20 protein-coding genes and 1 pseudogene are annotated in these 24,983 nt (G+C 69.8%); 4 read left to right on the top strand and 17 right to left on the bottom strand.

From position 1 onward, the window contains the following. Positions 1-70: 70 nt before the first annotated feature. From ACZ3OF_RS27155 to ACZ3OF_RS27195, 9 genes are all read right to left on the bottom strand, one after another. Positions 71-1,828: an FAD-dependent oxidoreductase gene (locus ACZ3OF_RS27155; RefSeq protein WP_467307309.1), complete on the bottom strand. Its 1,758-nt coding sequence runs from the start codon at positions 1,826-1,828 to the stop codon at positions 71-73. Continuing rightward, positions 1,828-2,091 carry a UBP-type zinc finger domain-containing protein gene (locus tag ACZ3OF_RS27160; protein ID WP_391801213.1) on the bottom strand — a complete coding sequence of 88 codons (264 nt, stop codon included), beginning with the start codon at positions 2,089-2,091 and terminating at the stop codon, positions 1,828-1,830. The genes ACZ3OF_RS27155 and ACZ3OF_RS27160 overlap by 1 nt, the downstream gene beginning before the upstream one ends. Positions 2,092-2,243: 152 nt before the next feature. Next, complete coding sequence (gene trxA / locus ACZ3OF_RS27165) at positions 2,244-2,702, bottom strand: thioredoxin (RefSeq protein WP_467307312.1); 459 nt, start codon at positions 2,700-2,702, stop codon at positions 2,244-2,246. After that, a complete protein-coding gene (clpB, locus tag ACZ3OF_RS27170; protein ID WP_467307315.1) occupies positions 2,699-5,338 on the bottom strand; it encodes an ATP-dependent chaperone ClpB in 2,640 nt (879 codons plus the stop codon). The genes trxA and clpB overlap by 4 nt, the downstream gene beginning before the upstream one ends. Continuing rightward, positions 5,329-5,736 carry a chaperone modulator CbpM gene (locus tag ACZ3OF_RS27175; protein WP_467307316.1) on the bottom strand — a complete coding sequence of 136 codons (408 nt, stop codon included), beginning with the start codon at positions 5,734-5,736 and terminating at the stop codon, positions 5,329-5,331. Before ACZ3OF_RS27175 ends, clpB begins: the two co-directional genes overlap by 10 nt. Then, positions 5,733-6,683: a DnaJ C-terminal domain-containing protein gene (locus ACZ3OF_RS27180; RefSeq protein ID WP_467307318.1), complete on the bottom strand. Its 951-nt coding sequence runs from the start codon at positions 6,681-6,683 to the stop codon at positions 5,733-5,735. Before ACZ3OF_RS27180 ends, ACZ3OF_RS27175 begins: the two co-directional genes overlap by 4 nt. 6 nt (positions 6,684-6,689) lie before the next feature. After that, on the bottom strand, positions 6,690-7,310 hold the full coding sequence (locus ACZ3OF_RS27185; RefSeq protein WP_467307320.1) for a nucleotide exchange factor GrpE: 621 nt from the start codon (positions 7,308-7,310) through the stop codon (positions 6,690-6,692). A gap of 9 nt (positions 7,311-7,319) precedes the next feature. After that, on the bottom strand, positions 7,320-9,218 hold the full coding sequence (gene dnaK, locus ACZ3OF_RS27190) for a molecular chaperone DnaK (RefSeq protein WP_467307322.1): 1,899 nt from the start codon (positions 9,216-9,218) through the stop codon (positions 7,320-7,322). Between the two features lie 54 nt (positions 9,219-9,272). Beyond that, complete coding sequence (locus ACZ3OF_RS27195; protein WP_467307325.1) at positions 9,273-9,755, bottom strand: general stress protein; 483 nt, start codon at positions 9,753-9,755, stop codon at positions 9,273-9,275. 222 nt (positions 9,756-9,977) lie between these two features. Between ACZ3OF_RS27195 and ACZ3OF_RS27200 the strand changes: the two genes are divergently transcribed. Next, on the top strand, positions 9,978-11,759 hold the full coding sequence (locus tag ACZ3OF_RS27200) for a PucR family transcriptional regulator (RefSeq protein WP_467307327.1): 1,782 nt from the start codon (positions 9,978-9,980) through the stop codon (positions 11,757-11,759). Positions 11,760-11,840: 81 nt separating this feature from the next. Here ACZ3OF_RS27200 and ACZ3OF_RS27205 read toward each other — a convergent pair whose 3' ends face one another. Beyond that, the gene (locus tag ACZ3OF_RS27205) at positions 11,841-12,902 is read right to left on the bottom strand and encodes an acetate/propionate family kinase (protein ID WP_467307329.1); all 1,062 of its coding nucleotides are present in this window, start codon (positions 12,900-12,902) and stop codon (positions 11,841-11,843) included. Positions 12,903-13,178: 276 nt separating this feature from the next. On the opposite strand from ACZ3OF_RS27205, the pseudogene ACZ3OF_RS27210 reads away from it, so the two are divergent. Next, positions 13,179-13,907: pseudogene (locus tag ACZ3OF_RS27210) on the top strand (IS5 family transposase); the annotation flags it as partial. A 320-nt stretch (positions 13,908-14,227) separates the two neighbouring features. Here ACZ3OF_RS27210 and ACZ3OF_RS27215 read toward each other — a convergent pair. Beyond that, on the bottom strand, positions 14,228-15,556 hold the full coding sequence (locus ACZ3OF_RS27215; protein WP_467307332.1) for a class I SAM-dependent RNA methyltransferase: 1,329 nt from the start codon (positions 15,554-15,556) through the stop codon (positions 14,228-14,230). 58 nt (positions 15,557-15,614) lie between these two features. Beyond that, positions 15,615-17,666 (bottom strand): APC family permease, encoded by a 2,052-nt coding sequence (locus ACZ3OF_RS27220; protein WP_361680483.1) that lies wholly within the window; start codon positions 17,664-17,666, stop codon positions 15,615-15,617. Positions 17,667-17,900: 234 nt separating this feature from the next. On the opposite strand from ACZ3OF_RS27220, the gene ACZ3OF_RS27225 reads away from it, so the two are divergent. Beyond that, positions 17,901-18,569, top strand: a complete 669-nt coding sequence (locus ACZ3OF_RS27225) for a potassium channel family protein (protein ID WP_361680481.1) — start codon at positions 17,901-17,903, stop codon at positions 18,567-18,569. Further along, complete coding sequence (locus ACZ3OF_RS27230; protein ID WP_361680478.1) at positions 18,569-19,249, top strand: potassium channel family protein; 681 nt, start codon at positions 18,569-18,571, stop codon at positions 19,247-19,249. Before ACZ3OF_RS27225 ends, ACZ3OF_RS27230 begins: the two co-directional genes overlap by 1 nt. 105 nt (positions 19,250-19,354) lie before the next feature. Here ACZ3OF_RS27230 and ACZ3OF_RS27235 read toward each other — a convergent pair whose 3' ends face one another. The 5 genes from ACZ3OF_RS27235 to ACZ3OF_RS27255 all read right to left on the bottom strand — a co-directional run bounded on the left by ACZ3OF_RS27235 (position 19,355) and on the right by ACZ3OF_RS27255 (position 24,879). After that, entirely contained in the window at positions 19,355-20,110 is a 756-nt protein-coding gene (locus tag ACZ3OF_RS27235; RefSeq protein ID WP_361441849.1) for a DUF3159 domain-containing protein, read from the bottom strand. A gap of 3 nt (positions 20,111-20,113) precedes the next feature. Further along, entirely contained in the window at positions 20,114-20,512 is a 399-nt protein-coding gene (locus ACZ3OF_RS27240) for an OB-fold nucleic acid binding domain-containing protein (RefSeq protein ID WP_361441847.1), read from the bottom strand. A 139-nt stretch (positions 20,513-20,651) separates the two neighbouring features. Then, positions 20,652-21,335: a response regulator gene (locus tag ACZ3OF_RS27245; protein WP_361441844.1), complete on the bottom strand. Its 684-nt coding sequence runs from the start codon at positions 21,333-21,335 to the stop codon at positions 20,652-20,654. Between the two features lie 116 nt (positions 21,336-21,451). Continuing rightward, positions 21,452-24,025: an ATP-binding protein gene (locus tag ACZ3OF_RS27250; RefSeq protein ID WP_467307339.1), complete on the bottom strand. Its 2,574-nt coding sequence runs from the start codon at positions 24,023-24,025 to the stop codon at positions 21,452-21,454. 119 nt (positions 24,026-24,144) lie between these two features. Then, positions 24,145-24,879 (bottom strand): ABC transporter ATP-binding protein, encoded by a 735-nt coding sequence (locus tag ACZ3OF_RS27255; protein ID WP_361680472.1) that lies wholly within the window; start codon positions 24,877-24,879, stop codon positions 24,145-24,147. Positions 24,880-24,983 lie beyond the last annotated feature (104 nt).

The raw sequence follows: 24,983 nt of genomic DNA on the forward strand, positions 1-24,983 counted from the left end.
CCGGAGTCGTCGGGCCCGGCGGGCACCGGCCCGCCAGCTGGTACCTCTCCCCCGCCCTGGCAGGGCAGGGTCAGCGCGAGGACGCGGACCCGCCCGCAACCGGCTGATGTCCCTCGGAGCCGGCGGCGACCAGGTTTCCCCTCCTTTCCCGGTGCTCGTGCACGAGGCGGATCGCCATGGCACCCTCACCGGTCGCCGAGGTCACTCGTTTCACCGAGCCGCTACGGACGTCGCCGGCGGCGAAGACCCCGGGAAGGGTGGTCTCCAGCAGCATCGGATCGCGGCCTAGCGAGGCCCACCGATTCGCGTCGGCCACCGCCTGGGCGTCGGCGCCGGTGAGGACGAAGCCCTTCTCGTCCAGGGCCAGCACGCCCCTGAGCCATTCCGTGCGCGGCCGGGCCCCGATGAACACGAACAGCGCCGCGGCCTGCAGCTCGTGGCGCTCACCGCTTGCGTTGTCCTCGACGATCAACGACTGCAGCTTCTCCTCCCCGGAGACGCCGCGGACTTCGGTGTGGAGCAGCACCTCGATCTTGGGGTGCTGCTCCACCTGGTCCACCAGGTAGCGCGACATGTCCGCGTTGAGATCACCGCCCCGGACGAGGAGGTGGACCCTGGACGCGTGGTTGGCGAGGAACAGCGCCGCCTGCCCGGCGGAGTTCCCACCGCCGACCACGGCCACCGGATCCGCCTGGCAGAGACTGGCCTCGTGAACCGTCGCCGCGTAGTAGACGCTGATGCCTTCCAGGCGGTCGAGGCCGGGCACTTCGAGCCTCCGGTACCACACGCCCGAGGCGAGCACCACGGCGCCCGCCCGCGCCCTGGACCCGTCTGTGAAGGTGACGACGTACCCGTCGTCCTGCGGGGTGAGCCCCGTGACCTGGGCCGGCACCATGAGGCGGGCACCGAACTTGTGGGCCTGGAGCACCGCGCGTTCGATGAGCTCGCCCCCGGAGATGCCCGACGGGAAGCCGAGGTAGTTCTCGATGCGGGACGATGTAGCGGCCTGGCCTCCGGTGGCCACCGCGTCGACGGTGACCGTGGTGAGGCCGTCGGAAGCGCCGTACACGGAGGCGGCGAGTCCCGCGGGGCCCGCACCGACCACCATCACGTCGCACCGTCCGGTATCGGACGAGGGGACGGGGGTGGGCAGCCCGATGAGCCGGGCGAGTTCGGCGTTGCTCGGATTGCGCAGCACCCGCTCGCCCTTCCAGAGGACCACCGGGGTCTCCTCAGGTTGGATCGAGAACCGACGCAGCAGCGCATCAGCCTCCTTGTCCTTCTCCAGATCCACCCATCGGTGGGGCAGCCGGTTGCGGGCGGCGAACTCACGCAGCCGCAACGTGTCCGGTGAATAGCACGACCCCAGGATCCGGAAGCCGGCGCCGAGGCCGATGAGCAGGTACCTGCGGCCCAGGTAGGCGCGGAGGATCAGGTCGCCGAGGACGGGGTCGCGGTCGACCAAGGCGCGCTGCTGCTCCACCGGCACGGCCAGGATCTCGCCGGCCTGTCGCACCACGGCGGTGTCGAACGCCGCCTGGCCCTCCAGCAGCCCGAGTTCACCGAGGAACCTGCCGGGCCCCTGCACAGCCACCGTGCGCTCCTCGGGCCCACCGTGGTCGTGGAGGATCTCGACGGTGCCGCTGAGGATCGCGAGGAACTCCCGGAACGGCTCACCCTCGTGGTACAGCACCTCACCCTCGGCGACCCTGCGGCGTTCACCGTGCGCGGTCAGGTCCTGGAGCTGCTCCGGTGTCAGACGCGGAAACGCCCCGTACCGGTCGGGTGTCTCGCGGACCGCACCATTGTTGTGCTCGGCCGTGCTCATCAGACCAGGGCCTCGTGAACGAAGCACCAGCGCCAGTCCTCTCCCGGCTGGAAGGACTGCACGACGGGGTGACCGTCGCTCCCCGCGTGCCGCCTGGCGTGCTTGAGGGGCGATGAGTCGCAGCAGCCGACGTGTCCGCAGGTGAGGCAGAGGCGCAGGTGCACCCACGGGGAATGCTCCCTGAGGCACTCCTCGCAGCCCTCCGGCGTACGCGGCGTCACTGGGCGCACCATCGCCAAGTGCGGGTCGGGAATCGTGGCCATGAGGGTTCTCCTTCCGTGAATGGGATGCTCAGCCGCGGCCGGCGACTGTCTTCCTTCCCACCGCCATGACTGGAACCGCTGCGCGAGGGCGACGACCGGTCGATGTCGGGATCGCGGTTCATGGGGCTCCCAAGGTGACCGCATCGTCGTGCTCACCCTCCTGCAGTGGGTTGCGGGCCCTCCATCGCCTGCTCGACCCACGAGCGCAGAACGTGCGCGGGTGCCGCGCCGGCCTGTCGGGCGATCGTCTCTCCCTTGTTCAGGACGAGGAGGGTCGGCACAGCCTGCACTTCGAAGCGCCGGCTGAGCTGTGGGTTCTCGTCGACGTCGACCTTGACGAGCTTGATGCGTCCGGCGAGGTCGCGGGCGACCTGTTCGAGGGCGGGGCTGACCATGCGGCAGGGACCGCACCAGGTGGCCCAGAGGTCGACGACCACCGGCACGGAGGCCCGCTCGACGACCTCGGCGAAGTCGTCGTCGCCGGCGTCCACGAGCCAGGGCAGGGGCTGCTTGCAGTGGCCGCACCTGGGCCGTCCCTCGGCGGCCACGGGAATCCGGTTGCCGCGCCCGCAGTTCGGGCAGGTCACCGTAGTCGTCCGGGTGGTGTTCACGCCGCCCTCGCTTCCCGGACCCCCTCCTGCTGGTCATAGGCGACCACCAGCTCTCCGTGCTCGGCGTCGACGCGCACCGTCGCACCGTCCTGGACGTCGCCGCGCAGCAGGGCGCGCCCGACGAGCGTCTCGACCTCGTGGGAGATGTAACGCCGCAGCGGCCGGGCCCCGTACACCGGGTCGTAGCCCTGGTGGGCGATCAACTCCCTCGCGACATCGGTGAGTTCGACGGTGATGCGGCGCTCGGCGAGCCGCTGCCGCAGTTCGTCGAACTGCAGCTCCACGATCCGCTCGATCTGCCGCTCACCGAGCGGCTTGAACAGCACGATGTCGTCGACGCGGTTGAGGAACTCCGGGCGGAAGTGCCCACGCAGTTCGCCCATGACCAGGGCGCGGGCGTCCGGTTTGATCTCTCCCTCGGCGGTGGCGCCGTCGAGGAGGTGTTCGGAGCCGATGTTGGACGTCATGATGATCACGGTGTTGCGGAAGTCGACGGTGCGGCCCTGAGCATCGGTGATACGGCCGTCATCGAGGATCTGCAGCAGAGTGTTGAAGACATCGGTGTGCGCCTTCTCGATCTCGTCGAACAGCACAACCGAGTACGGCTTGCGGCGTACGGCCTCGGTGAGCTGGCCGCCCTCCTCGTAGCCGACATATCCGGGCGGTGCGCCCATGAGCCGGCTCACGGTGTGCCGCTCCTGGTACTCACTCATGTCGAGCCGGACCATGTTCTCCTCGGAGTCGAACAGGGCCCGGGCGAGGGTCTTGGCCAGCTCGGTCTTCCCGACGCCGGTGGGGCCGAGGAAGATGAACGAGCCGATGGGGCGGCGAGGGTCGCGGATGCCGGAGCGGGCGCGGATGATGGCGTCGGCGACAAGCTTGACGGCCTCGTCCTGGCCGATGACGCGCTCGCGCAGGATCTCGTCGAGGCGCAGCAGTTTCTCGCGTTCGCCCTCCTGGAGGCGGGCGACGGGGACGCCGGTCCAGGCGGCGACGATCTCGGCGATCTCCTCCTCGGTGACGACCTCGCGCAGCAGCCGGTTCTGCCCTTGTTTGGCCGCCAGCTGCTCCTCCTCCGCGGCAAGTCGGCGCTCCAGGTCCTGGAGGCGGCCATAGCGGAGTTCGGCGGCGCGGTTGAGGTCGTAGGCGCGTTCGGCCTCCTCCGCCTCGAGGCGGACCTGCTCCAGTTCCTGGCGCAGTTCCTGCACACGGCGGATCGCCTGCCGCTCGGCCTCCCACTGGGCGTGTTTGGAGTCGGCCTCTGCGCGCAGATCGGCCAGTTCCCTGCGCAGCTCTTCCAGGCGGGCTTCGCTGGCGGGATCGGTCTCCTTCGAGAGGGCGGCATCCTCGATCTCCAGGCGGGTGACGCGGCGGGTGATCTCGTCGAGTTCGGCGGGCATGGAGTCGATCTCGGTACGCAGCCGGGCGCACGCCTCGTCCACGAGGTCGATGGCCTTGTCCGGCAGGAACCGGTCGGTGATGTAACGGTGGCTGAGGGTGGCCGCGGAGACCAGCGCGGTGTCCTGGATCTTCACTCCGTGGAAGACCTCCAGGCGTTCGCGCAGTCCTCGCAGGATGGAGATGGTGTCCTCCACGCTCGGCTCGTCGACCACCACCTGCTGGAAACGGCGCTCGAGGGCGGCGTCCTTCTCGATGTGCTTGCGGTACTCGTCGAGGGTGGTGGCGCCGATCATGTGGAGTTCTCCGCGCGCGAGCATCGGCTTGAGCATGTTGCCCGCGTCCATGGCTCCTTCGGCGGCACCCGCGCCGACGACGGTGTGCAGTTCGTCGACGAAGAGCAGGATGCGCCCCTGGGCGGCCTTGACCTCGCTGAGCACGGCCTTGAGCCGTTCCTCGAACTCACCGCGGTACTTGGCCCCGGCGACCAGGGAGCCCATGTCGAGGGCGAACACGGTCCTGTCACGTAGCCCTTCGGGCACGTCGCCGCGGACGATGCGCTGGGCGAGACCCTCGACGATGGCGGTCTTGCCGACGCCGGGGTCGCCGATGAGGACCGGGTTGTTCTTGGACTTGCGGCTGAGGATCTGGGTGACGCGGCGGATCTCGGCGTCCCGGCCGATGACCGGGTCGAGGCTGCCGGTCCTTGCCTCGGCGACGAGATCTCGGCCGTACTTCTCCAGAGCCTCGTAGGCCACTTCGGGGTTGGCGGAGGTGACGCGCTGGTTCCCGCGGACCTGGGTGAGCGCGCTCAGGAACGAGTCCCTGGTGATGCCGGCCTCCTTGAGCAGACGTCCGGCGGTGGTCGACGAGCCCTCTTCCGCCAGGGCGAGCAGGAGGTGCTCCACAGACACGTACTCGTCCTTGAGGCGTTTGGCCTCCCGTTCGGCAGCATCGAGCAGGCGGGCCAGACGCTGGGTGACGAAGACCTGGCCGGGGGATGCGCCGGGGCCGGTGACCCTCGGGCGGCGGGAGAGTTCCTCGCGCACGGCCGCGCGCAGTTCGTTCGGCTCGGTACCGGCCTGTTGCACCAACCGCGGGATCAGACCGTCCTCCTGATCGAGGAGTGCGAGCAGCAGGTGTTCCCCGTCGACCTCGGTCTGCCCCATGCTGACGGCTGCGGTCTGGGCTTCCTGGAGGGCTTCCTGGGACTTCTGGGTGAGACGATTCATGTCCATGGGGGGTTTCCACTCGTCGTGCCGCGCCCTCGCAGGGCGGCTTCGAGCAGGCTGATGCGATCGAGCAGGTCGAGCACCAGGCCGATCGAGGCGTAGTTGAGGCAGAGTCCGGAGCGCAGCCGCTGGATGCGGGCGAGCACCGCCGGGGCCGTGGGGTCGAACACCAGGTGCCCCGCGGCGTCGCGGTCGGCGTCGACCAGTCCGAGGGCGACAAACCGGCGGATCAGGTCGGGGTGAAGGCCTGAGCGACGGGCCACGTCGTCCAGGGAGAGTCTGCGGACGGGCACAAGCGCGTACCGGACAGCCGTCGCGGCGGTGAGGCCGGTGCCCGTTCGTACCGGACGGTCGCCCATGCCGGCCCGGCCGATGCCTGCCGCTCCCGCGGGTCGGTCGTTCATCGTGTCCTCCTGGGGTCGAAGGAGGAGGTGGCGGCGAGCTCCTCGAACAGTTCGCGCTCCCGGTCGCCCAGGGTGGACGGCACCATGACGCGGAGTTCGGCGTACAGGTCGCCGTCGGCGCCGCGCGGATTGGGCATGCCCTCGCCGCGCAGCCGCAGTCGCCGACCGCTGGACGAGCCCGCGGGCACTGTGACCTTGGCCGTGCCACCGCCAGGGGTGGGCACGGGCACAGTCGCACCAAGGGCCGCTTCCCAGGGGGTGACGGGGACCTGGACGTGGACATCGCGGCCATCCAGCCGGAACTGTGGGTGGGGCTGGATACGCACCCGCAGGTAGAGGTCGCCTCCGGGGGCGTCACCACTCCCCCGACCACCCTCCCCCGCCAGCCGGATGCGCTGTCCGTCGGTGACGCCCGGCGGCACGTTGACCTCGTACCGCCGCGGCTGCCCGGTGGGCCCGGCGAGCGTGACGGTGCGGCGGCCGCCCTTGAACGCCTCCTCCACGGTGAGCGGCAGCTCGGCCTCCTGGTCGGCTCCCGGTACGCCGCGGGCGGCGCCTGCTCCGAAGATCGAGCCGAGTAGATCCTCGATGTCGACACCGTCTGTTGCGAAGTCGTCGCCGAAGCCAGTGGCGTACCGGACTCGGGGGCCGCCCGCGCCCGCGGTCCTCCGGGCGCGGAAGCCGCCGCCCGCGCCGGCCGCGACCCGTTCGTCGAAGTCCTCGGGGATCTGGCGGAAGTCTTCGCCGAAGCGGTCGTAACGGGCCCGGGTCTTCGGGTCCGACAGGACGCTGTATGCCTCGTTGAGGTCCTTGAAGCGTTCTTCCGCCCCCGGGTCCTTGTTGACGTCGGGGTGGTATTTGCGGGCGAGCTTGCGATATGCCTGCTGGATCTCGTCCTGGCTCGCGGTTCGCGACACGCCCAGCACCTCGTAGAAGTCCTGTGCCATCGCCGGTCACTCCCGCTTCGCGACAGTCACGGCGGCTGGCCTGAGCTGCCGTTCGCCGTCCCCGTAGCCCGGGCGCAGCACGTCGACGACCGTGCCCGGCGAGGCGTCGGGGTCCTGGACGACGCCGATCACCTCGTGCCGGGCTGGGTCGAACGCGACGCCGGTCTCCGCGTGCCGCGGGTAGCCGAGCAGTTCGAGGACGTTCACCGCCTGGTCGCGGACCGCCTGGACGCCCTCCACAATGGCACCGGGATCGGCGCCGGCATGGGTCAGGGCGAGTTCGAGGTTGTCCAGGACAGGCAGGAAGGCGGCGGCCGTCCGGGAACGCTCGGCCTTCCGCTCCCGCTCCAATTCCCTGGCGTGGCGCTTGCGCAGGTTGTCGAGGTCGGCGAGCGCGCGACGCCAGCGGTCCTCCAGTTCCTTGAGCTCGGCCGTGTACTCGTCCTCGGACGGTGCGGGGGCGCCGCCGGCCGCGCCGAGGCCGGGTTGCCCGTCCGTGGCAGGCCCCCGCCCCGTCGGCGGGCCCGAGAGTGGCGGAGCGCCGGGAAGAGGACCTGCGGCGTCCTCCGAAGCCGGATCGGTGTGGTCGGGTACGGCCGGGTCAGGTTTCTCGGGGTGGATCGGCATGGCGGTTCCTCAGTCCTTGTCGAACTCGGCGTCGATGACGTCGTCGTCACCGTCACCGCCACTCGTGGGACCGCCGGTGGTGGCGTCCTGCCCGGGGCCGCCCGTGTCGGCGGCGCCCTGGTGGGCCGCCAGCCCGGCGAGCAACTGCTGGAGTTCGGAGGTCAGGGGCCGCACGCGCTCGACGCCTGCCTCTTCCTTGACCGCCGCCCGGGCATCGGACACGAGCATCTCGGCGCGTGCCTTCTCGTGAGCGGGCGCCGCGTCGCCCAGTTCCATGAGGCGCTTCTCGACCTGGTAAGCGATGGCGTCGAGCTCATTGCGGGCGTCGACGGCCTCGCGGAGTGCCTGGTCCTGGCCCTGGTTGCGCTCGGCCTCCTGGACCATGCGTTCGACCTCACTGCGGTCCAGGTTGGAGCTCTCGCTGATCGTGATGCCCTGTTCCTTGCCGGTGTCCCGATCGCGGGCCGTGACGTTGAGGATCCCGTTGGCGTCGATGTCGAAGGTGACCTCGACCTGTGGTTCGCCCCGCGGCGCCGGTCGGATGTCGGTGAGCTGGAACCGCCCCAGCACCCGGTTGTCGGCGGCCAGCTCGCGCTCGCCCTGGAGGACGACGATGTCGACGGCGGGCTGGTCGTCCTCGGCGGTGGAGAAGGTCTCGGAGCGGCGCACCGGGATGGTGGTGTTCCGCTCGATGATCTTCGTCATCACGCCGCCGCGTGTCTCGACACCCAGCGACAAGGGGGTGACGTCGAGCAGCAGGACGTCCTTGACCTCACCCTTGAGCACCCCGGCCTGGATCGCGGCGCCCAAGGCCACGACCTCGTCGGGGTTGACGCTCATGTTGGGTTCCTTGCCGCCGGTCAGTCGGCGCACGAGGGCCTGAACGGCGGGGATGCGAGTGGAGCCGCCGACAAGGATGACCTCGTCGATGTCGCTCTCGCCGACCTTGGCATCGGTCATGGCCTGCTGGACCGGTTCGAGGCACCGATCCACCAGGTCGCTGGTGATCTGTTCGAATGTAGACCGCATGATCGAGTCGGTGAGGTGCTTGGGGCCCGAGGCGTCGGCGGTGATGAACGGCAGGCTGACCTGCGTCTGTGTCACCGAACTCAGCTCGGTCTTGGCCTTTTCCGCCGCCTCGAACAATCGTTGCAGCGCCTGCGGATCCTTGCGCAGGTCGATGCCGTTCTCCTTCTGGAAGTCGTCCGCAAGGTGATCCACCAGGCGCCGGTCGAAGTCGTCGCCGCCCAGGTGGCTGTCACCGGCGGTGGAGCGCACCTCCACCACGCCGTCGCCGACGTCGAGGATGCTCACGTCGAAGGTCCCGCCGCCCAGGTCGAAGACGAGGACAGTCTCGTGCTGCTGCTTGTCCATGCCGTATGCGAGGGCTGCGGCTGTCGGCTCGTTGATGATCCGCAGCACCTCCAGTCCGGCTATCCGACCGGCGTCCTTGGTGGCCGTGCGCTGGGCGTCGTTGAAGTAGGCGGGCACCGTGATGACCGCCTCCGTGACCCGTTCCCCCAGCTGTTTGGAGGCGTCCTCGGTGAGTTTGCGCAGCACCTGGGCGCTGATCTCTTCAGGCGCGTACAACTTGTCGCGCACCTTGAAGCGGGCCGCCCCGCCGTCGCCCTCGACGACGTCGTACGCGACCGCCCTGACCTCGTCGGAGATCTCATCGAAGTGCCGGCCGATGAACCGCTTGGCCGAGTAAATGGTCCCCTTGGGGTTGAGAATCGCCTGGCGCCGGGCCATCTGGCCCACCAGACGCTCGCCGGTGTCGGTGAAGGCCACTACAGATGGTGTCGTGCGGTTGCCCTCGCTGTTAGGCACCACGGACGGCTCGCCGCCCTCCCACACAGCGATCACCGAGTTCGTGGTACCCAGGTCGATACCCACTGCCTTGGCCATGAGAAATCTCCTCCCGGTGCGCGGTCCTGCGCTGACTCTCCGGATCACGTTCGTTCAGGTACGAGTGGAATCTCCGCCGGTGGTACGCAGCGCGCCGAGCAGCCGTACAGCCTCGTCGGCGACCACCTCGTCCGCGACGACCTCGTACCGGCTCGGCTGCAGCGAGCGAAGCGAGGCGAAATCCCGGCGACCGCCCTGCAGCGCGTGCAGCAGCATGCCGAACAGCGCACCGACGATCGCTCCGAAGATCAGCCCGTACACGGCGAGGAGCAGTGCGGAGACGACGGGGTCGAGCCAGTTCACAAGGCCGAAAAGCCAACCGATCAGGACACCGGGGAGCGCACCACTCGCCGCTCCTTGAAGCGCGGCCCTGCCGTAGTCCATCCGGCCGATCACCTGCTCCACCAGGCGCACGTCCTGACCGATGATCGCCACCCGTTCCACGGGAAACCCCTGGTCAGAGAGATGGTCAACAGCGCGTTCGGCTTCCTCGTACGTCTTGTACGAGGCAACCGGCCTGCGAGGTCGCTCGCTCATCGCCCGGCCCTTCCTGCCGATGCCCGCGGAGCCTTCCAGACACTGTCCAGGATCGCTAGCCGGGTGGCTTCGCGCCTGCTCCTGACGGGTCAGAAGTGCGCGGTCCTGGTAGCCCCGCGAGTATGAGAGGGAAGAATCTGGACGTCGCGGATGAGCCGCCCCCGAGTGGCTAGGCGAAAAGCGATCGTCTCCCCGGAGCTCCGGGGAGAACGGAGTGATCCCATGGCCGGCAGCCGGGCACACAACGTGTACGGCCGCTGCTCCGACTGGGAGGGCAGCCTTCCGCCGGGTGGCGCCGGGCAGCATCCCACGGATGCACGGAGAGAGCTGCGCCCATCCGCTACGAGCCCGGTTGACGATGCCCTCCACGAGCTGGTGGCGCTTTCCCGCGCCCTGCTCGAAACCCCGAACGAAGGCGAGATCCTACGCCTGGCCATGCACCACATAGCCGCCGCCGGGCCATACAGTGCCGAAGCCGGATACCTCGAGGTGGACGGGGACCTGGTCCCCAGTCCCAGGAACGGTCGGACCCATGCCGCAGCGGTGGACCGAAGGGTCCGGGAGCTGGAGGGGCAGGACGGCCCTGTGACCGTCCCCGGCAGGCCCTGGGGCTGGGCCCTGGGGCTGCGCGGGCTGGAGAGACTTCACGGCTACCTTGTGGTGACGTCCCGAACCCGCCCCACGGGGGCCCAGCGATCCCAGCTCGCCACGCTCGTCTGGCACACCGCTGCTGCTCTGTCAGTCGCTTTCGCGCAGCGCCGCCAACGCGAGGACGCGGTGGAGCTTTACCGGGTCAGGGAGGAACGCGCCACTCTTCAGCAGCAGCTGATCTCCGTGGTGGCTGAGCTGGGGTACGAGCGGGCCACTCACGCGCTCATGGCCGACATCGCCGTCTCGGGCGGCGGTGAGGAGGCCGCCACCCGCGCACTGCACGAGCTCACCGGACTTCCCGCGCTGGTCGAAGACCGCTTCGGCCGGCTGAAGTCCTGGTCAGGTCCCGGCCGACCCGACCCCTACCCGGAACCGGACCCCGTGCGCCAGAACGACATGCTGCACGCCGTCGCCCGGGCGGCGGGGCCCGTACGGATGAAGGACCGGCTGATCGCTCTGGTCCGCCCACATGGCGAGATCCTGGGCGTGCTGGGACTCGTCGATGCCTTGGATGAGGCCGACGAACACACCGTGTTCGCGCTCGAACACGCCGCCACGTCGCTCGCCCTGGAACTGGAGCACCTGCGCAACCTGGCCGAAGTGGAGCTGAGGCTGCACCGCGAGCTGGTCGACGACCTCCTGACAGGGACGGACGCCACGAGCGCCTACGCCCGATCCGAGGCAGTCGGACACGACCTGCACCGTGGCCACTACGTCGTCGTCGTGAAGTGGTCGAACCGGACCGCGGACGATTCGTTCGCCCAGACCGTGGGCCGGGCGGCCTCTGCCGTCGGCATGCGCTCGCTGGTGACCCAACGCTCCGACCACGTGGTCCTGGTCTCTGACGACAGGCCGCACGCTAGCGCGCTGCACGAGGCGCTCGCCCGGGAAACTGGAACACCGTCCGGGACGATCGGGGTGAGCGCCCCTTCCGACTCCGTGCCCGACATCCCCCACCGCTACCAGGAGGCGCAGCGCGCCCTCGAAGTGCGCCTCAATTCCCGCGAGCGGTACGGCACGACCTTCTTCGACGAGCTCGGCCTGTACCGCATCCTGGGACCTGGCGCCGATCATCAGGAACTGGAGATGTTCGTCCACGAGTGGCTCGGGCGGCTCATCGACTACGACTCCCGACATCACGCAGCCATGGTGGAGACCCTCTCCCGGTACTTCGACTGCGGCGGCAACTACGACGAGGCCGCCGCATCCCTCGCGATCCACCGCAGCACGCTGCGCTATAGGCTGCAGCGCATCCGCGAGATCAGCGGCAACGATCTCGCGAACGTCGAAGACCGGCTCAACCTCCAGGTGGCGACCCGAGTGTGGAAGATCGTGCTGGGCGGATCTGGCTGATGCCCTTACACCAGCTTTGCTAGCCGGCCGGCCCGCGGAACCCTCCCTGGGTTGCCGGTGAGGCCGTGGCGTAAGTCCCGCTCAACCCTGAACCACGAGAGCCCGGGTCTCAAGGTCGATCTGCTGAGCCTCTCCGGTAGGAACGACCACGACAGGAACGCGTGCGTCGGGCGCGCTGACGATCTCCGGCCGTTCGGCGACCACAGGTCGCAGACCGCCCGTGAGGCCGAACACAGAAAGCCGGGCGCACACCTCTTCACGTACCTCAGGCTGATCCTCACCGATCTCACCGGTGAAAACCAGGGCGTCCAGACGGCTCAAGGATGCGGCCATCCCGGCGATACCGCGACGGCAATGGTGGGTGAAGACATCAAGGGCGAGTGCAGCACGCTCATCGCCCGCCGCCCGGCTGCGGACCAGGTCGCGCGTGTCGTCCGAAGTGCCGGAGAGGGCGAGCAGACCGGACTTTCGGTTCAGAGCGTCTTCGATCTCGTCCGCAGACAAATTCTTCCGTTTCAGCAACCAGGTCAGGGCGCCGGGGTCGACGCTGCCGCTGCGACGACTCATCACCAAACCCTCCAACGGCGTAAAGCCCATCGTCGTGTCGACACTATGCCCCTCACGCACGGCGCAGGCGGAGCAGCCACCGCCAAGGTGCACCATCACCAGCTGCAGCTGCTCCGGGCGGCGGCCGAGGAGTTCAGCGGTGCGGGCCAGCGCCCAGGCGTAGGACAGACCATGGAAGCCGTAGCGGCGCAGTCCGTACGCCTCGCGCCAGCTCGCAGGTACGGCATACTCCCATGCGGCAGCCGGTAGACCGGAGTGGAATACGGTGTCGAAGCAGACCACGTGCGGAACCTCGGGCAGCAGATCCCGAGCCGCGTCCAGAACGGTCAACGCTTGCGGGACGTGCAATGGCGCGAGGTCCGCCACCCGATCCAAGCGGAGACGCACATCGTCATCGAGCAGGGTGTGGCTGCGCATCTCCGAGCCGCCGTGGACGATGCGGTGACCCACGGCTGCAGGAGCCGGCCCTTCACTCAGCAATTGCCGCAGCGAACCGAATGCGCCCTCGCCAGGAGGAGAGTCGCTGTGATGTTCGTTGAGGACCTCACCGCCGCCCCCGAAGACCGTCAGACGCAAACTCGATGACCCCGCGTCTGTCACTAGTACCGGGCTGCTTCGTGTTCGCACACACCGATCCTCTCCCTCGTTCCGCACCATGTTCCGAAAGAGGCATCATGACTTTCGTATCGGGCTTCCATGCCCCGGCACTGAGTACCCGATCCGACCACCCAGGAAACGGAACATTCTGCGGGACGATTCCAGCGGACCAGTAACGTTCGGCGTACCGATTGACCGAGTGCTCGGAATTGACAGGCCCTGATAGATGCCGGTTGTGGTGTGGCTGCCAGGGCCTTGCGTGGGATCTTGTTCGTGCTGCAACCGGCATCCAGTGGGAGTACCTGTCCCTGGAGCCGGGTTCCGGTTCGGGCATGACCTGCCGGCGCCGGCTCGAGGCATGGAACGAGGCCAGAGTCTGGACGGGCTCCACGTGATTCCGCTCGAGAGGCTGCGGGCGGCAAAGCAGCTCGACCGGTCTCGGACGGTGATCGACTCCAGTCATGCCCGGACCGCTCGACAAGGCCCAGAAGCGGGCCCAGCCCGGTCGACCGCGCACGTCCGGGCAGGAAGCAGCGCCTTGTCGTCGACGGCCAGGGCATCCCACTCGCCGTCCCACTGACCGGCGGCAACCGGAACGACGTCACCCAGCTGATACCGCTGTTGAAGAAGACTCCCCGGGTCGCCGACCTGGTCGGACGGCCACGAAAGCTTGCCTGCCACGCTGCTTGGCGACCGCGGCTACGACAAGTACCGCCGCCTGGTCCGGGAGACAGGCGTCAAACCGGTGATCGCACGCTGCGGTGCCCCGCACGGATCTGGGCTCGGAGTCCACCGATGGATGGTCGAACGGACCATCGCCTGGCTTCACACTTCCGCCGCCTACGCATCCGCTGGGAACGACGGGACGACATCCTCGAAGCCTTCCTCGGCCTCGACACCTGCCCCATCACCCACCGACACGTTCGACGCCTTGTCAGGACCTCTTACTGGCGACTGCAATCACCGCCGCGTCGAACGACTTGACCCGCTGAGCGCACCACCCCGACTGCCCGACATCCCCGAGCCACGAGTCGACGGCCTGCCCCGGCATCACGGAACGTCACGACCGAGAAGCGAAGGGGGCGGGGCCGACCAACCGCGCGGCAGTCGGCCTCACCACCCCGCTGCGGGGGCCACCTCCGCACGAGCGCGTGCCCCGGCCGGCAGCCTTGAGCCACGCGTGACGACCTATCAGGCAATGCGCCGCTCGTGCGTCAGACGTGCGTCACGTGCGTCGAATATGCGTCAAGATATCGCACCTAACGCACGTAACGCCCGCAACGCACACTCGGAGAAACGCCAGGTCAGCGGCCCTTCTCGGCAGGCTCAAGGATCGCGACGCACTCCACGTGATGCGTCATCGGGAAGAGGTCGAACGCGCGCAGCGTGCGGACGCGGTAGCCGTTGTCCTTGAAATAGGCGATGTCGCGGGCCAGGGCCGCCGGGTCGCAGGCGACGTAGGCGATGCGGCGGGCGCCCAGGCCGGCGAGGTGCTTGACCGTCTGCTTGCCGGCGCCCGCGCGGGGCGGGTCCAGGGCGATCAGGTCGACCTCGGAGATGCGGGTGCGCGGGAGGACGGTCTCGACCTTGCCCTGCTCGATGCGGACCCGGTCGTAGGCCTCCAGGTTGTGGCGGGCGTCCTCCACCGCGCGCTTGCCGGACTCGATGCCGAGCACCGCGCCCTGGTCGCCGACGCGGTCGGCGATCGCGCCCGCGAAGAGGCCGACGCCGCAGTAGAGGTCGAGGGCCGTGTCGCCCTTGCGGGGCATCAGGCCCTGCATCACGGCGAGGACCAGCGTCTGGGCGGCCTTCGGGTGGACCTGCCAGAAGCCGCCGTTGCCGACGCGGTACGTGCGGTCGTCGGCGCGCTCGCGGACGAAGGGGCGGCCGTGGACGCGGTGGACACCGCCGTCCTTCTCATCGACACGGAGGACCGAGACCGGCTTGTCGAGCTCCACCAGGGGAAGGCGGGCCCCCGGTCGCGGGGTCAGGATCACCTGGCGGTCGCCGGAGCCGGAGGCCGCGATGGCCTCGACCGAGGCCATGCCCTCCCAGTCGCGCTTCTCGATGCCGAGCTCGGAGACGCCGGGCGCCGCGATCATGCAGTGGTCGATCACCTCGACCTCGTGCGAGCGGTGCCGGCGCAGGCCCGCGTGCCCCTCTGTGTCCACCGCGTACTGGACGCGCGTGCGCCACTGCGGGACCTCGCCCGCCGGCAGCTTGTCGCCCTCGGCCGGCATGACGGTGCCGTCCCAGCCGGCCTCCTCGGGCGTGAGGCCGGCCAGTCGCTGGAGCTGCTCGGCGATGACCTCGCCCTTGAGGCGGCGCTGGGCGCCCGGCTTGGCGTGTTGCCAGTCGCAGCCGCCGCACCTGCCCGGGCCCGCGAACGGGCAGGGTGCCTCCACCCGGTCCTTGGACGCCTCCAGGATCGTGACCGCATCCGCGCGCAGGTAGCGGGACGTCGCCTCGCCCTCCGTGACCCGCGCGACGACCCGCTCTCCCGGCAGCGCGTGCCGGACGAAGAGGACCCGGCCGCCCTCCGTGCGCGCGATGCAGTGACCGCCGTGGGCCACCGGGCCGACCTCGACCTCGTACTCTTCCCCGACCAACGAAGAAACAGGTGCGTTCTGCATGACGGGGTGACTCCAGAGAAAGAGAGAGGTGGGCTGCCGCTAGCGGCAGCCCACCAGTCTACGTGCCCTTGCCGGTCGGTTCCTTCGCGCGCTTCTCGACCGGACCACGGCGCACCGAACCCGGTGCGTTCCAGTCCTGGCGCTTCCGCGCCCGCTTCCGCGCGGCCTCGGAGGACTGCAGCTGGTACGGGACGGACGTCACCATCACGCCGGGGGTGAAGAGCAGGCGGCCCTTGAGGCGCAGGGCGCTCTGGTTGTGCAGCAGGTGCTCGTACCAGTGGCCGACGACGTATTCGGGGATGTAGACCGAGACGGCGTCGCGCGGGCTCTCGCGGCGGATGTTCTTCACGTACTCGATCACCGGCCGGGTGATCTCGCGGTACGGCGAGTCGAGGATCTTCAGCGGTACGTTGATCCCGCGCCGCTCCCACTCGTCCCGCAGCGCCCTGGTCTCCGCCGGGTCGACGTTGACGCTCAGCGCCTCCAGCTCGTTCGCGTGCAGCAGCTTGGCGTACGCGAGCGCGCGCAGCGTCGGCTTGTGCAGCTTGGAGACGAGGACGACGGACCGGACGCGCGACGGGCGTACGTACTCGTCGGGGCGCTCCTCGGCGGCGGCGATCTCGTCCGCGACCGAGTCGTAGTGCCGGCGGATCGCCGTCATCGTCCCGTAGAAGATCACCATGCCGAGCAGCGCGACCCACGCGCCGTGCGTGAACTTGGTGGCGAGGACGACGACCAGGACCAGGCCGGTGAAGAAGGCGCCGAAGGTGTTGATCGCGCGGGAGCGGATCATGTGGCGGCGCTTGGCCGGGTCCCTCTCGGTCTTCAGGTGCCGGTTCCAGTGCCGGACCATGCCGGTCTGGCTGAGGGTGAAGGAGACGAAGACGCCGACGATGTACAGCTGGATCAGCTTCGTCGAGTCGGCCCCGTAGACCCAGACCAGGAGCGCGGCGGCGCCGGCGAGGAGCACGATGCCGTTGGAGAAGGTGAGCCGGTCGCCGCGGGTGTGCAGCTGGCGCGGCAGGTACCGGTCCTGGGCGAGGATCGAGCCGAGGAGCGGGAAGCCGTTGTACGCCGTGTTGGCGGCCAGGAAGAGGACGAGCGCCGTGGCCGCGGCGAGGAGGACGAAGAAGAACGTTCCGTCGCCGAACACGGCGGCCGCGACCTGCGAGATCACCGGGTCCTGGACGTAGCTCGCACCGACCGGCACCCCGTTCTGGAGCAGGTCGTGCGCGGGGTTCTCGGCCATCCGTACGTCGGTGGCGAGGGCCAGGAAGATGATGCCGCAGAACATGGTGACGGCGAGGGCGCCCATCAGCGCGAGCGTCGTGGCCGCGTTCTTCGACTTCGGCTTGCGGAAGGCGGGGACGCCGTTGGAGATCGCCTCGACGCCGGTGAGGGCGGCACAGCCGGAGGAGAAGGCGCGCAGCAGCAGGAAGAACAGCGCGAAGCCGGCCAGACCCTGGTGCTCCGGCTTGATCTCGAAGTCGGCGGTGGGGGCCTTCATGGTCTCGTCGAGGACGATCCCCTTGTAGGCGCCCCAGGCGATCATGATGAAGACCCCGGCGACGAAGACGTACGTCGGGATGGCGAAGAGGCTGCCCGACTCCTTCACCCCGCGCAGGTTCATCAGCGTCAGCAGCACGATGACGCCGACCGCGCAGAGGACCTTGTGCTCGACGACGAACGGGATGGCCGAGCCGAGGTTCTCGATTCCGGAGGAGATCGAGACGGCGACGGTCAGGACGTAGTCGACGAGCAGGGCGCTGGCGACGGTCAGTCCGGCCTTCGGGCCGAGGTTGGTGTTGGCGACCTCGTAGTCGCCGCCGCCGCTCGGGTAGGCGTGGACGTTCTGCCGGTAGGACGCGACGACCGTGAACATCAGGACGACGACGGCCAGCGCGATCCACGGGCTGAAGTGGTAGGCCGACAGACCCGCGATCGACAGGACGAGCAGCACCTCGCCGGGTGCGTACGCCACCGAGGACAGCGGGTCGGAGGCGAAGACAGGGAGGGCGATGCGCTTCGGAAGCAGGGTCTCCCCGAGCTTGTCGCTGCGCAGAGCCCGTCCGATCAGGATCCGTTTGGGCAGGTCGGTCAGTTTGGACACGGAGAGGATCGTAAGCGTTCGAAAACAGCCATGCTCACCGCGACCCCCAATCCGCACGGAATCTCCCTGGCGGGGACCGCGGATGCGGTCCCCCAAGGTGTTGCCGCATAAGCTCGGATCGGGCAGCACGGCAGGGCGCTGCCCGCCACGGCCCGGGCCAGTCGGGTGAGGAAAGTTGTGAGCAGGGTGTATTCGCAGGTCAGTAAGACGATCAGGAGTGCGGGGTAAGGGGACGTGCACATCGTCATCATGGGCTGCGGGCGAGTGGGAGCCGCTCTCGCGCAGACCCTGGAGCAGCAGGGGCACACCGTCGCCGTCGTGGACCAGGACCCGACGGCTTTCCGCCGTCTCGGCTCCGGCTTCGGCGGACGGCGTGTCACCGGCGTCGGCTTCGATCAGGACACGCTGCGCGAGGCGGGGATCGAGGAGGCCGGTGCCTTCGCCGCGGTGAGCAGCGGCGACAACTCGAACATCATCGCGGCGCGGGTCGCCCGCGAGATGTTCGGCATCGAGAACGTGGCCGCCCGGATCTACGACCCGCGGCGCGCCGAGGTCTACCAACGTCTGGGCATCCCGACCGTCGCAACGGTCCGCTGGACCGCCGACCAGATGCTTCGGCGCCTCCTGCCGTCCGGCGCGGAGCCGCTGTGGACCGACCCGAGCGGCGGGGTGCAGCTCGCCGAGGTGCACACGTCCGCCGCGTGGATCGGCCACAAGATCAGCAAGCTGCAGGACGAGACGGGCGTGCGCGTGGCGTTCCTCACCCGGCTGGGCGAGTCGATCATCCCCTCCTCGCAGACCGTGCTGCAGGAGGGCGACCTCGTGCACGTGATGATGCGTACGGACGAGATCGCGAAGGTCGAGGAGGCCTTCGCCGAGGGTCCTGAGGAGGGCGGTCACTGATGCGTGTCGCAATTGCGGGCGCGGGTGCGGTGGGCCGTTCCATCGCGGGCGAGCTCCTGGAGAACGGCCACGAGGTCCTGCTGATCGACAAGGCCCCCACCGCCATCTCGGTGGAGCGGGTGCCTCAGGCGGAGTGGCTGCTCGCCGACGCCTGCGAGATCACCTCGCTGGACGAGGCGGCGCTGCAGCGCTGCAACGTGGTGATCGCGGCCACCGGTGACGACAAGGTGAACCTGGTCGTCTCGCTGCTCGCGAAGACCGAGTACGGCGTGCCGCGCGTGGTCGCCCGGGTGAACAACCCCAAGAACGAGTGGCTCTTCAACGAGTCCTGGGGCGTCGACGTCGCCGTGTCGACCCCGCGTCTGATGTCGGCCCTGGTGGAGGAGGCGGTGAGCGTCGGCGATCTGGTCCGGCTGCTGCGCTTCAGCCACGGCGACGCGAACCTGGTGGAGCTGACGCTCCCGCCGGAGTCGGCGGTCGCGGGGACGGCCGTGGGCGATGTCGCCTGGCCGCAGGACACCTCCCTGGTGACCATCATCCGGGGCTCGCGGGTGCTGACCCCGAGCCCGGAGGAGACCCTGGAGTCGGGCGACGAGCTCCTCTTCGTGGCCGCCCAGGCCCGCGAGGAGCAACTGGAGGACCTGCTGTCGGTCCGCCGCGACGAGGGCGCCGCCGGCTGAGTCCTGCCGGTACGACGAAGGGCCCGGGACCTCGACAGGTCCCGGGCCCTTCGTCGTACCGGTTACGCCCCCGGTTCCGTCGTACCAGCTACCGGCTGCTCCTCGTCACGCCTCCGGCGGGCGCGCCGCGGCGGCCTTACGGGCCTTCTCGGCCTCCTCCTCCGCCTCCATCTCGGCGAAGACGTCGATCGGCGGCGGGGCCTTCGCCAGGAAGACCCACGTCAGGTACACCGCGAGCAGGAACGGGGGGATCTTCAGTGCGACGAGGACCCAGCCGAACTTGGTCGTGTCGGCCCACCAGTACATCGGGAAGAGGATCGCGCACTTGCCGAGCAGGATCAGGCCCCACGCCCAGCTCGCCTTCGCGTAGGCCTTCTTGCGGCCGGGGTTGCGGGTCCGCCAGGAGAGGTTCTCCTTGAAGACCGGGCCGAGGATCAGGCCGATCAGCGGGACGCCCGCGAGCGTGGTGATGATGTACGCGAGGGCGAGGCCCAGCGTGTACAGCATGCCCGGCAGGTAGAAGTCCTTGGCGTTGCCGGTCATCATCGCGAAGACCACACCGAACGCCACACCGAAGACGCCGCTGAAGGCGTGCTTCACGGTGTCCCGGCGGATCAGCCGGACGGCGACCAGGACCAGGGAGACCGCGAGTGCCGCGATCGCCGAGATGTGCAGGTCCTTGTTGATCGTGAAGATCGTGACGAAGAGCAGGCCGGGGACGACCGTCTCGATCATGCCCCGCAGGCCGCCGAAGGCCTCGAACAACGCGGCCTCGGTGACCTCCTTCGAGGCCTGGCTCTGCTGAGCGCCCTTGCTGTCCGGGGCGTCCTGATCCGTCGTCGGCTTGTCGAGCGACGTCACCGGCTACTCCTGTCCGAGCGGTCGGAGCTCGTATTTGGGGTTGAAGAGGACCCGCCGGCCGTGGCTCATGGAGATCCGGCCGGAGGCGATCAGCTTGCGGCCCGGCTCGATGCCCACGATGGACCGCCGGCCCAGCCACACCACGTCCAGCGGGGCCGTGCCGTCGAACAGCTCGGCCTCGAGGGCGGGCACTCCCGCCCGGGGGCGCAGCGTGACCGTGCGCAAGGTACCAGTCACCTTGACTATCTGGCGGTCGGAGCAGTCGGAGATACGCGTGCAGCCCGACGCTTCGGCGTCCTCCTGGAGCTCGACGGACTCCAGCTCCTCCTGCGAGGTGGACAGCCGGTCGAGCATCCGGCGGAAGCGTCCGGCCGGCTTCTCTGTACGCGGTGCAGCACTCATACAGAAAGCGTACCGGCCCCCGCCGACTGGGGAACCGGCCCTCCGGACGGACCCTCACGAGGCCTCTCCGGACCACACTGGCCTCTCGGCAGGCCCTGGAACGCCCTCGGGAGCACCGCCGGGCTCCCGCCCGGTCGATTCAGCGCTCGAAGCGGTAGCCCATGCCCGGTTCGGTGACGAAGTGGCGCGGGTGCGAGGGGTCGACCTCCAGTTTGCGCCGCAGCTGCGCCATGTAGACCCGCAGATAGTTGGTCTCCGTGCCGTACGACGGCCCCCAGACCTCCTGGAGGAGCTGCTTCTGGCTCACCAGGCGCCCGCTGTTGCGGACGAGCACCTCGAGCAGGTGCCACTCGGTGGGTGTGAGGCGGACGTCACGGCCGTCGCGGTGGACCTTCTTCGCGGCCAGGTCGACCGTGAAGCCCTCCGTCTCGACCGTGACGACGCTGTCGTCGCCGCCGACCGGCTCGGCCCTGCGGACCGCGGCACGCAGCCGGGCGAGGAGCTCGTCCATGCCGAAGGGCTTGGTGACGTAGTCGTCGGCCCCGGCGTCGAGGGCCTCGACCTTCTCGTCGGAGGTCTGCCGGGCCGAGAGCACCAGGATCGGCACGCGGGTCCAGCCGCGCAGCCCCTTGATGACCTCGACACCGTCGATGTCCGGCAGGCCGAGGTCGAGGACGACCACGTCGGGATGGCGTTCGGCGGCGAGCCGAAGGGCGGTGGCGCCGTCGGGCGCCGCGTCCACCTCGTACTTGCGCGCCTTGAGGTTGATCACCAGCGCGCGGACGATCTGCGGCTCGTCGTCGACGACGAGAACCCGGGTCATCGAGGGCTTCCTTCTCTCTGCTGCGTACGTCGGGGAGTGCGGGGGAACCCGTGGGTCACGAGGTCACACAAGGCCACCACCTGGTCCAAGGGCGCCCAGGTCGAAGGGCGGACGAGTCACCCGGCCGCACGTGCACCGGGTCGCGTGGCCACCCGGGCGGGCACGTCGGCGGCCGGGGGCGGCGGTGGCCGTCCCGTCACGGCCTTGAGGGTGATCGTCATGGTCAGGCCGCCACCGGGGGTGTCCTCCGCGGTGATGGTGCCCCCCATGGCCTCCACGAAGCCGCGGGCGACCGCGAGGCCGAGGCCGACACCGGAGCCGCGCGGGGCGTCGCCGAACCGCTGGAACGGCTCGAAGATGCCCTCCTTGCTCTCGTCAGGCACCCCGGGCCCCCGGTCGACGACGCGCAGTTCCACCCGGTCGCCCAGAGCGCTGGCGGAGACGACGACCGGCACACGCTCCGGACTGTATTTCACGGCGTTCTCGACGATGTTGGCGACGACGCGCTCCAGGAGCCCCTTGTCGACCTCGACCATCGGCAGCGTCTCGGGGATGTCCAGCTCGGCGCTGCCGTCGGGCACCCCGCCGAGCGCCATCGGGACGACCTCGTCGAGGTCGATGGAGCGGATCAGGGGGGTGACGGTGCCGGTCTGGAGCCGGGACATGTCGAGGAGGTTGCCCACGAGGTGGTCGAGGCGGTCGGCGCCGTCCTCGATGCCTTCGAGGAGTTCGGCGCGGTCCTGCTCGGACCACTCGACGTCGTCGGAGCGGAGGGAGGAGACGGCCGCCTTGATGCCGGCGAGCGGGGTACGCAGGTCATGGCTGACGGCCGCGAGCAGGGAGGTGCGGATCTTGTTGCCCTCGGCCAGCTTGCGGGCCTCCTCCGCCTCTCCGACGAGCCGCTGCCGGTCCAGTACGACGGCCGCCTGGGCGGCGAAGGCGCCGAGCACGCGCCGGTCCTCGGCCGGCAGCACCCGGCCGGTGAGGGCGAGGGCCAGGTGCTCGCCGACGGGCATGTCCACGTCGGCGTCCTCCGGCCGGGCGACGGGGCGCGCCCCCACGCTCGCCGCGCGGGTCCACGGCTCGACGTCGCTCTCCCGTTCGAGGAGCACGACGGATTCCATGGCGAAGGTCTCGCGGACCCGTTCGAGCAGGGACTCCAGGCTGGTCTCGCCGCGCAGCACGCTGCCCGCGAGGAAGGAGAGGGTCTCGGCCTCGGCCCTCAGCCGGGCCGCCTGATGGGTCCGGCGGGCGGCCAGGTCGACCACCGAGGCCACGGCCACGGCGACGCCGAAGAAGACGGCGATCGCGACGATGTTCTTCGGGTCGGCGATGGTCACCCGGTGCAGCGGCGGGGTGAAGAACCAGTTCAGCAGGAAGGAGCCGAAGGCGGCCGACGCCAGCGCCGGCAGGAGTCCGCCGAGCAGCGCCGCGGCCACGGTCAGCGCCAGGAACAGCAGCATGTCGTTGGCCAGGCCGAGGTCCGCGTCGACATGCGTGAGCACCACGGTGAGCAGTGCCGGGCCCCCGACGCCGACCAGCCAGCCCCAGATGATCCGGGAGCGCCCGAGGCGGGCGCCGCGGGCGACGGGCAGCCCGCGGCCCTTGGCAACCTCCTCGTGGGTGACGATGTGGACGTCGAGGTCGGGGCCGGACTCGCGGGCGACGGTCTGGCCGACGCCGGGGCCGAACATGTACTGCCAGGTCTTGCGGCGGCTGGAGCCGAGGACGACCTGGGTGGCGTTGACGCCCCGTGCGAACTCGAGGAGGCCGGAGGGGATGTCGTCGCCTATGACGTGATGGAACGTTCCTCCGAGGTCCTCGACCAGGGTTCGCTGGACCGCGAGCTCCTTGGGCGAGGCGGCCGTGAGGCCGTCGCTGCGGGCGATGTAGACGGCGAGGACCTCGCCGCCCGCGCCCTTCTCGGCCAGCCGCGCGGCGCGCCGGATGAGCGTGCGGCCCTCGGGGCCGCCCGTGAGCCCGACGACGATCCGCTCGCGGGCCTGCCAGGTGGAGCGGATGCCGTGCTCGCCCCGGTACTGCTGGAGGTACTCGTCGACCCGGTCGGCGGTCCAGAGCAGCGCCAGCTCACGCAGGGCCGTGAGGTTGCCGGGGCGGAAGTAGTTGGCGAGGGAGGCGTCGATCCGGTCGGGTTTGTAGATGTTGCCGTGGGCCATGCGGCGGCGCAGGGCCTGGGGCGACATGTCGACCAGCTCGATCTGCTCGGCGCGCCGCACCACCTCGTCGGGGACGGTCTCCTGCTGCCGTACGCCGGTGATCGACTCGACGACGTCGCCCAGCGATTCGAGGTGCTGGATGTTGACCGTCGATATGACGTCGATCCCCGCGGCGAGCAGCTCCTCGACGTCCTGCCAGCGCTTGGAGTTGCGGGAGCCCGGCACGTTCGTGTGGGCCAGTTCGTCCACGAGGGCGACGACCGGTTTCCTCGCCAGGACCGCGTCCACGTCCATCTCGGTGAAGGAGGTGTCGCGGTACGCGAGAGTGCGGCGCGGAACCTGTTCGAGGCCGTGCAGCATGACCTCCGTACGCGGCCGGTCATGGTGTTCGACGAAGGCGACGACGCAGTCCGTGCCGCGCTCGACCCGGCGGTGCCCCTCGGAGAGCATCGCGTAGGTCTTGCCGACACCCGGTGCCGCGCCGAGGTAGATCCGTAGCTTGCCCCGTCCCATGCCATGACCTTACGTCCAGCGAATCGGACATTCCGCACAAGGGGCAAGGGCGACGAGCCGTATTGACGCGATTCTGATGGGTCGGGCGTCGGGACCGGCCGAGCCGCCCCGCGCCCGTGTCACCGAGCGTGTTCGACGATCTCGCCGTCGCTGAGTTCGAGCACGCGGTCCGCGAGCCCCAGGAGCTGGGCGTCGTGCGTGGCGACGAGCGCCGTGACGCCCTCGCTGCGGACCACCGCGCGCAGGAGCTCCATCACCGCGAGCCCGGTCTCCGCGTCGAGCTGCCCCGTCGGCTCGTCGGCGATCAGCAGGGCCGGCCTGTTGGCGAGGGCCCGGGCGATGGCGACGCGCTGCTGCTGGCCGCCGGAGAGCTCGCCGGGCCGCTGCGCCGCGTGGTCGGCGAGGCCGACCAGGGCGAGGAGGAGGGCGACCCGCTCCTCCCGCTCCTTCGGGTCCGCCCTGCGCAGCCGCAGCGGCACTCCCACGTTCTCCGCGGCGGTCAGGATCGGGATGAGTCCGAAGGACTGGAAGATGAAGCCGATACGGTCCCGGCGCAGCTCCAGGAGCCCGTCCTCGCCGAGGTCCGCCAGGTCCGTCCCGTCGATGGTGATCCGGCCGCCGTCCGGGCTGTCCAGGCCGCCGACCAGGTTGAGCAAGGTGGTCTTGCCCGAGCCCGAGCGGCCCTTGAGCGCGACGAGCTCGCCGCGGTGGACGTCGAAGGAGACCCCGCGCAGGGCGTGGACGGCCGCCGCGTCCGTACCGTACGAGCGCCGCAGGCCCTCGACGCGGACCATGGGTCCGCCGGCCGGGTCCTCGGCGACCGCCGTGGCGGACCGCGCGCTGCTCTCGCTCATCCCTCTGCTCCCCCTCGTCGAACGTGTGCGCCCGTCGGCGTGCCCGTCAGTATCGGTCGCCGAGGGGCCGTCCGGCCAGGGTCCGGAACGCACCGGTGGGCCGC

It is taken from the genome of Streptomyces sp. NPDC022552, from assembly GCF_055561875.1.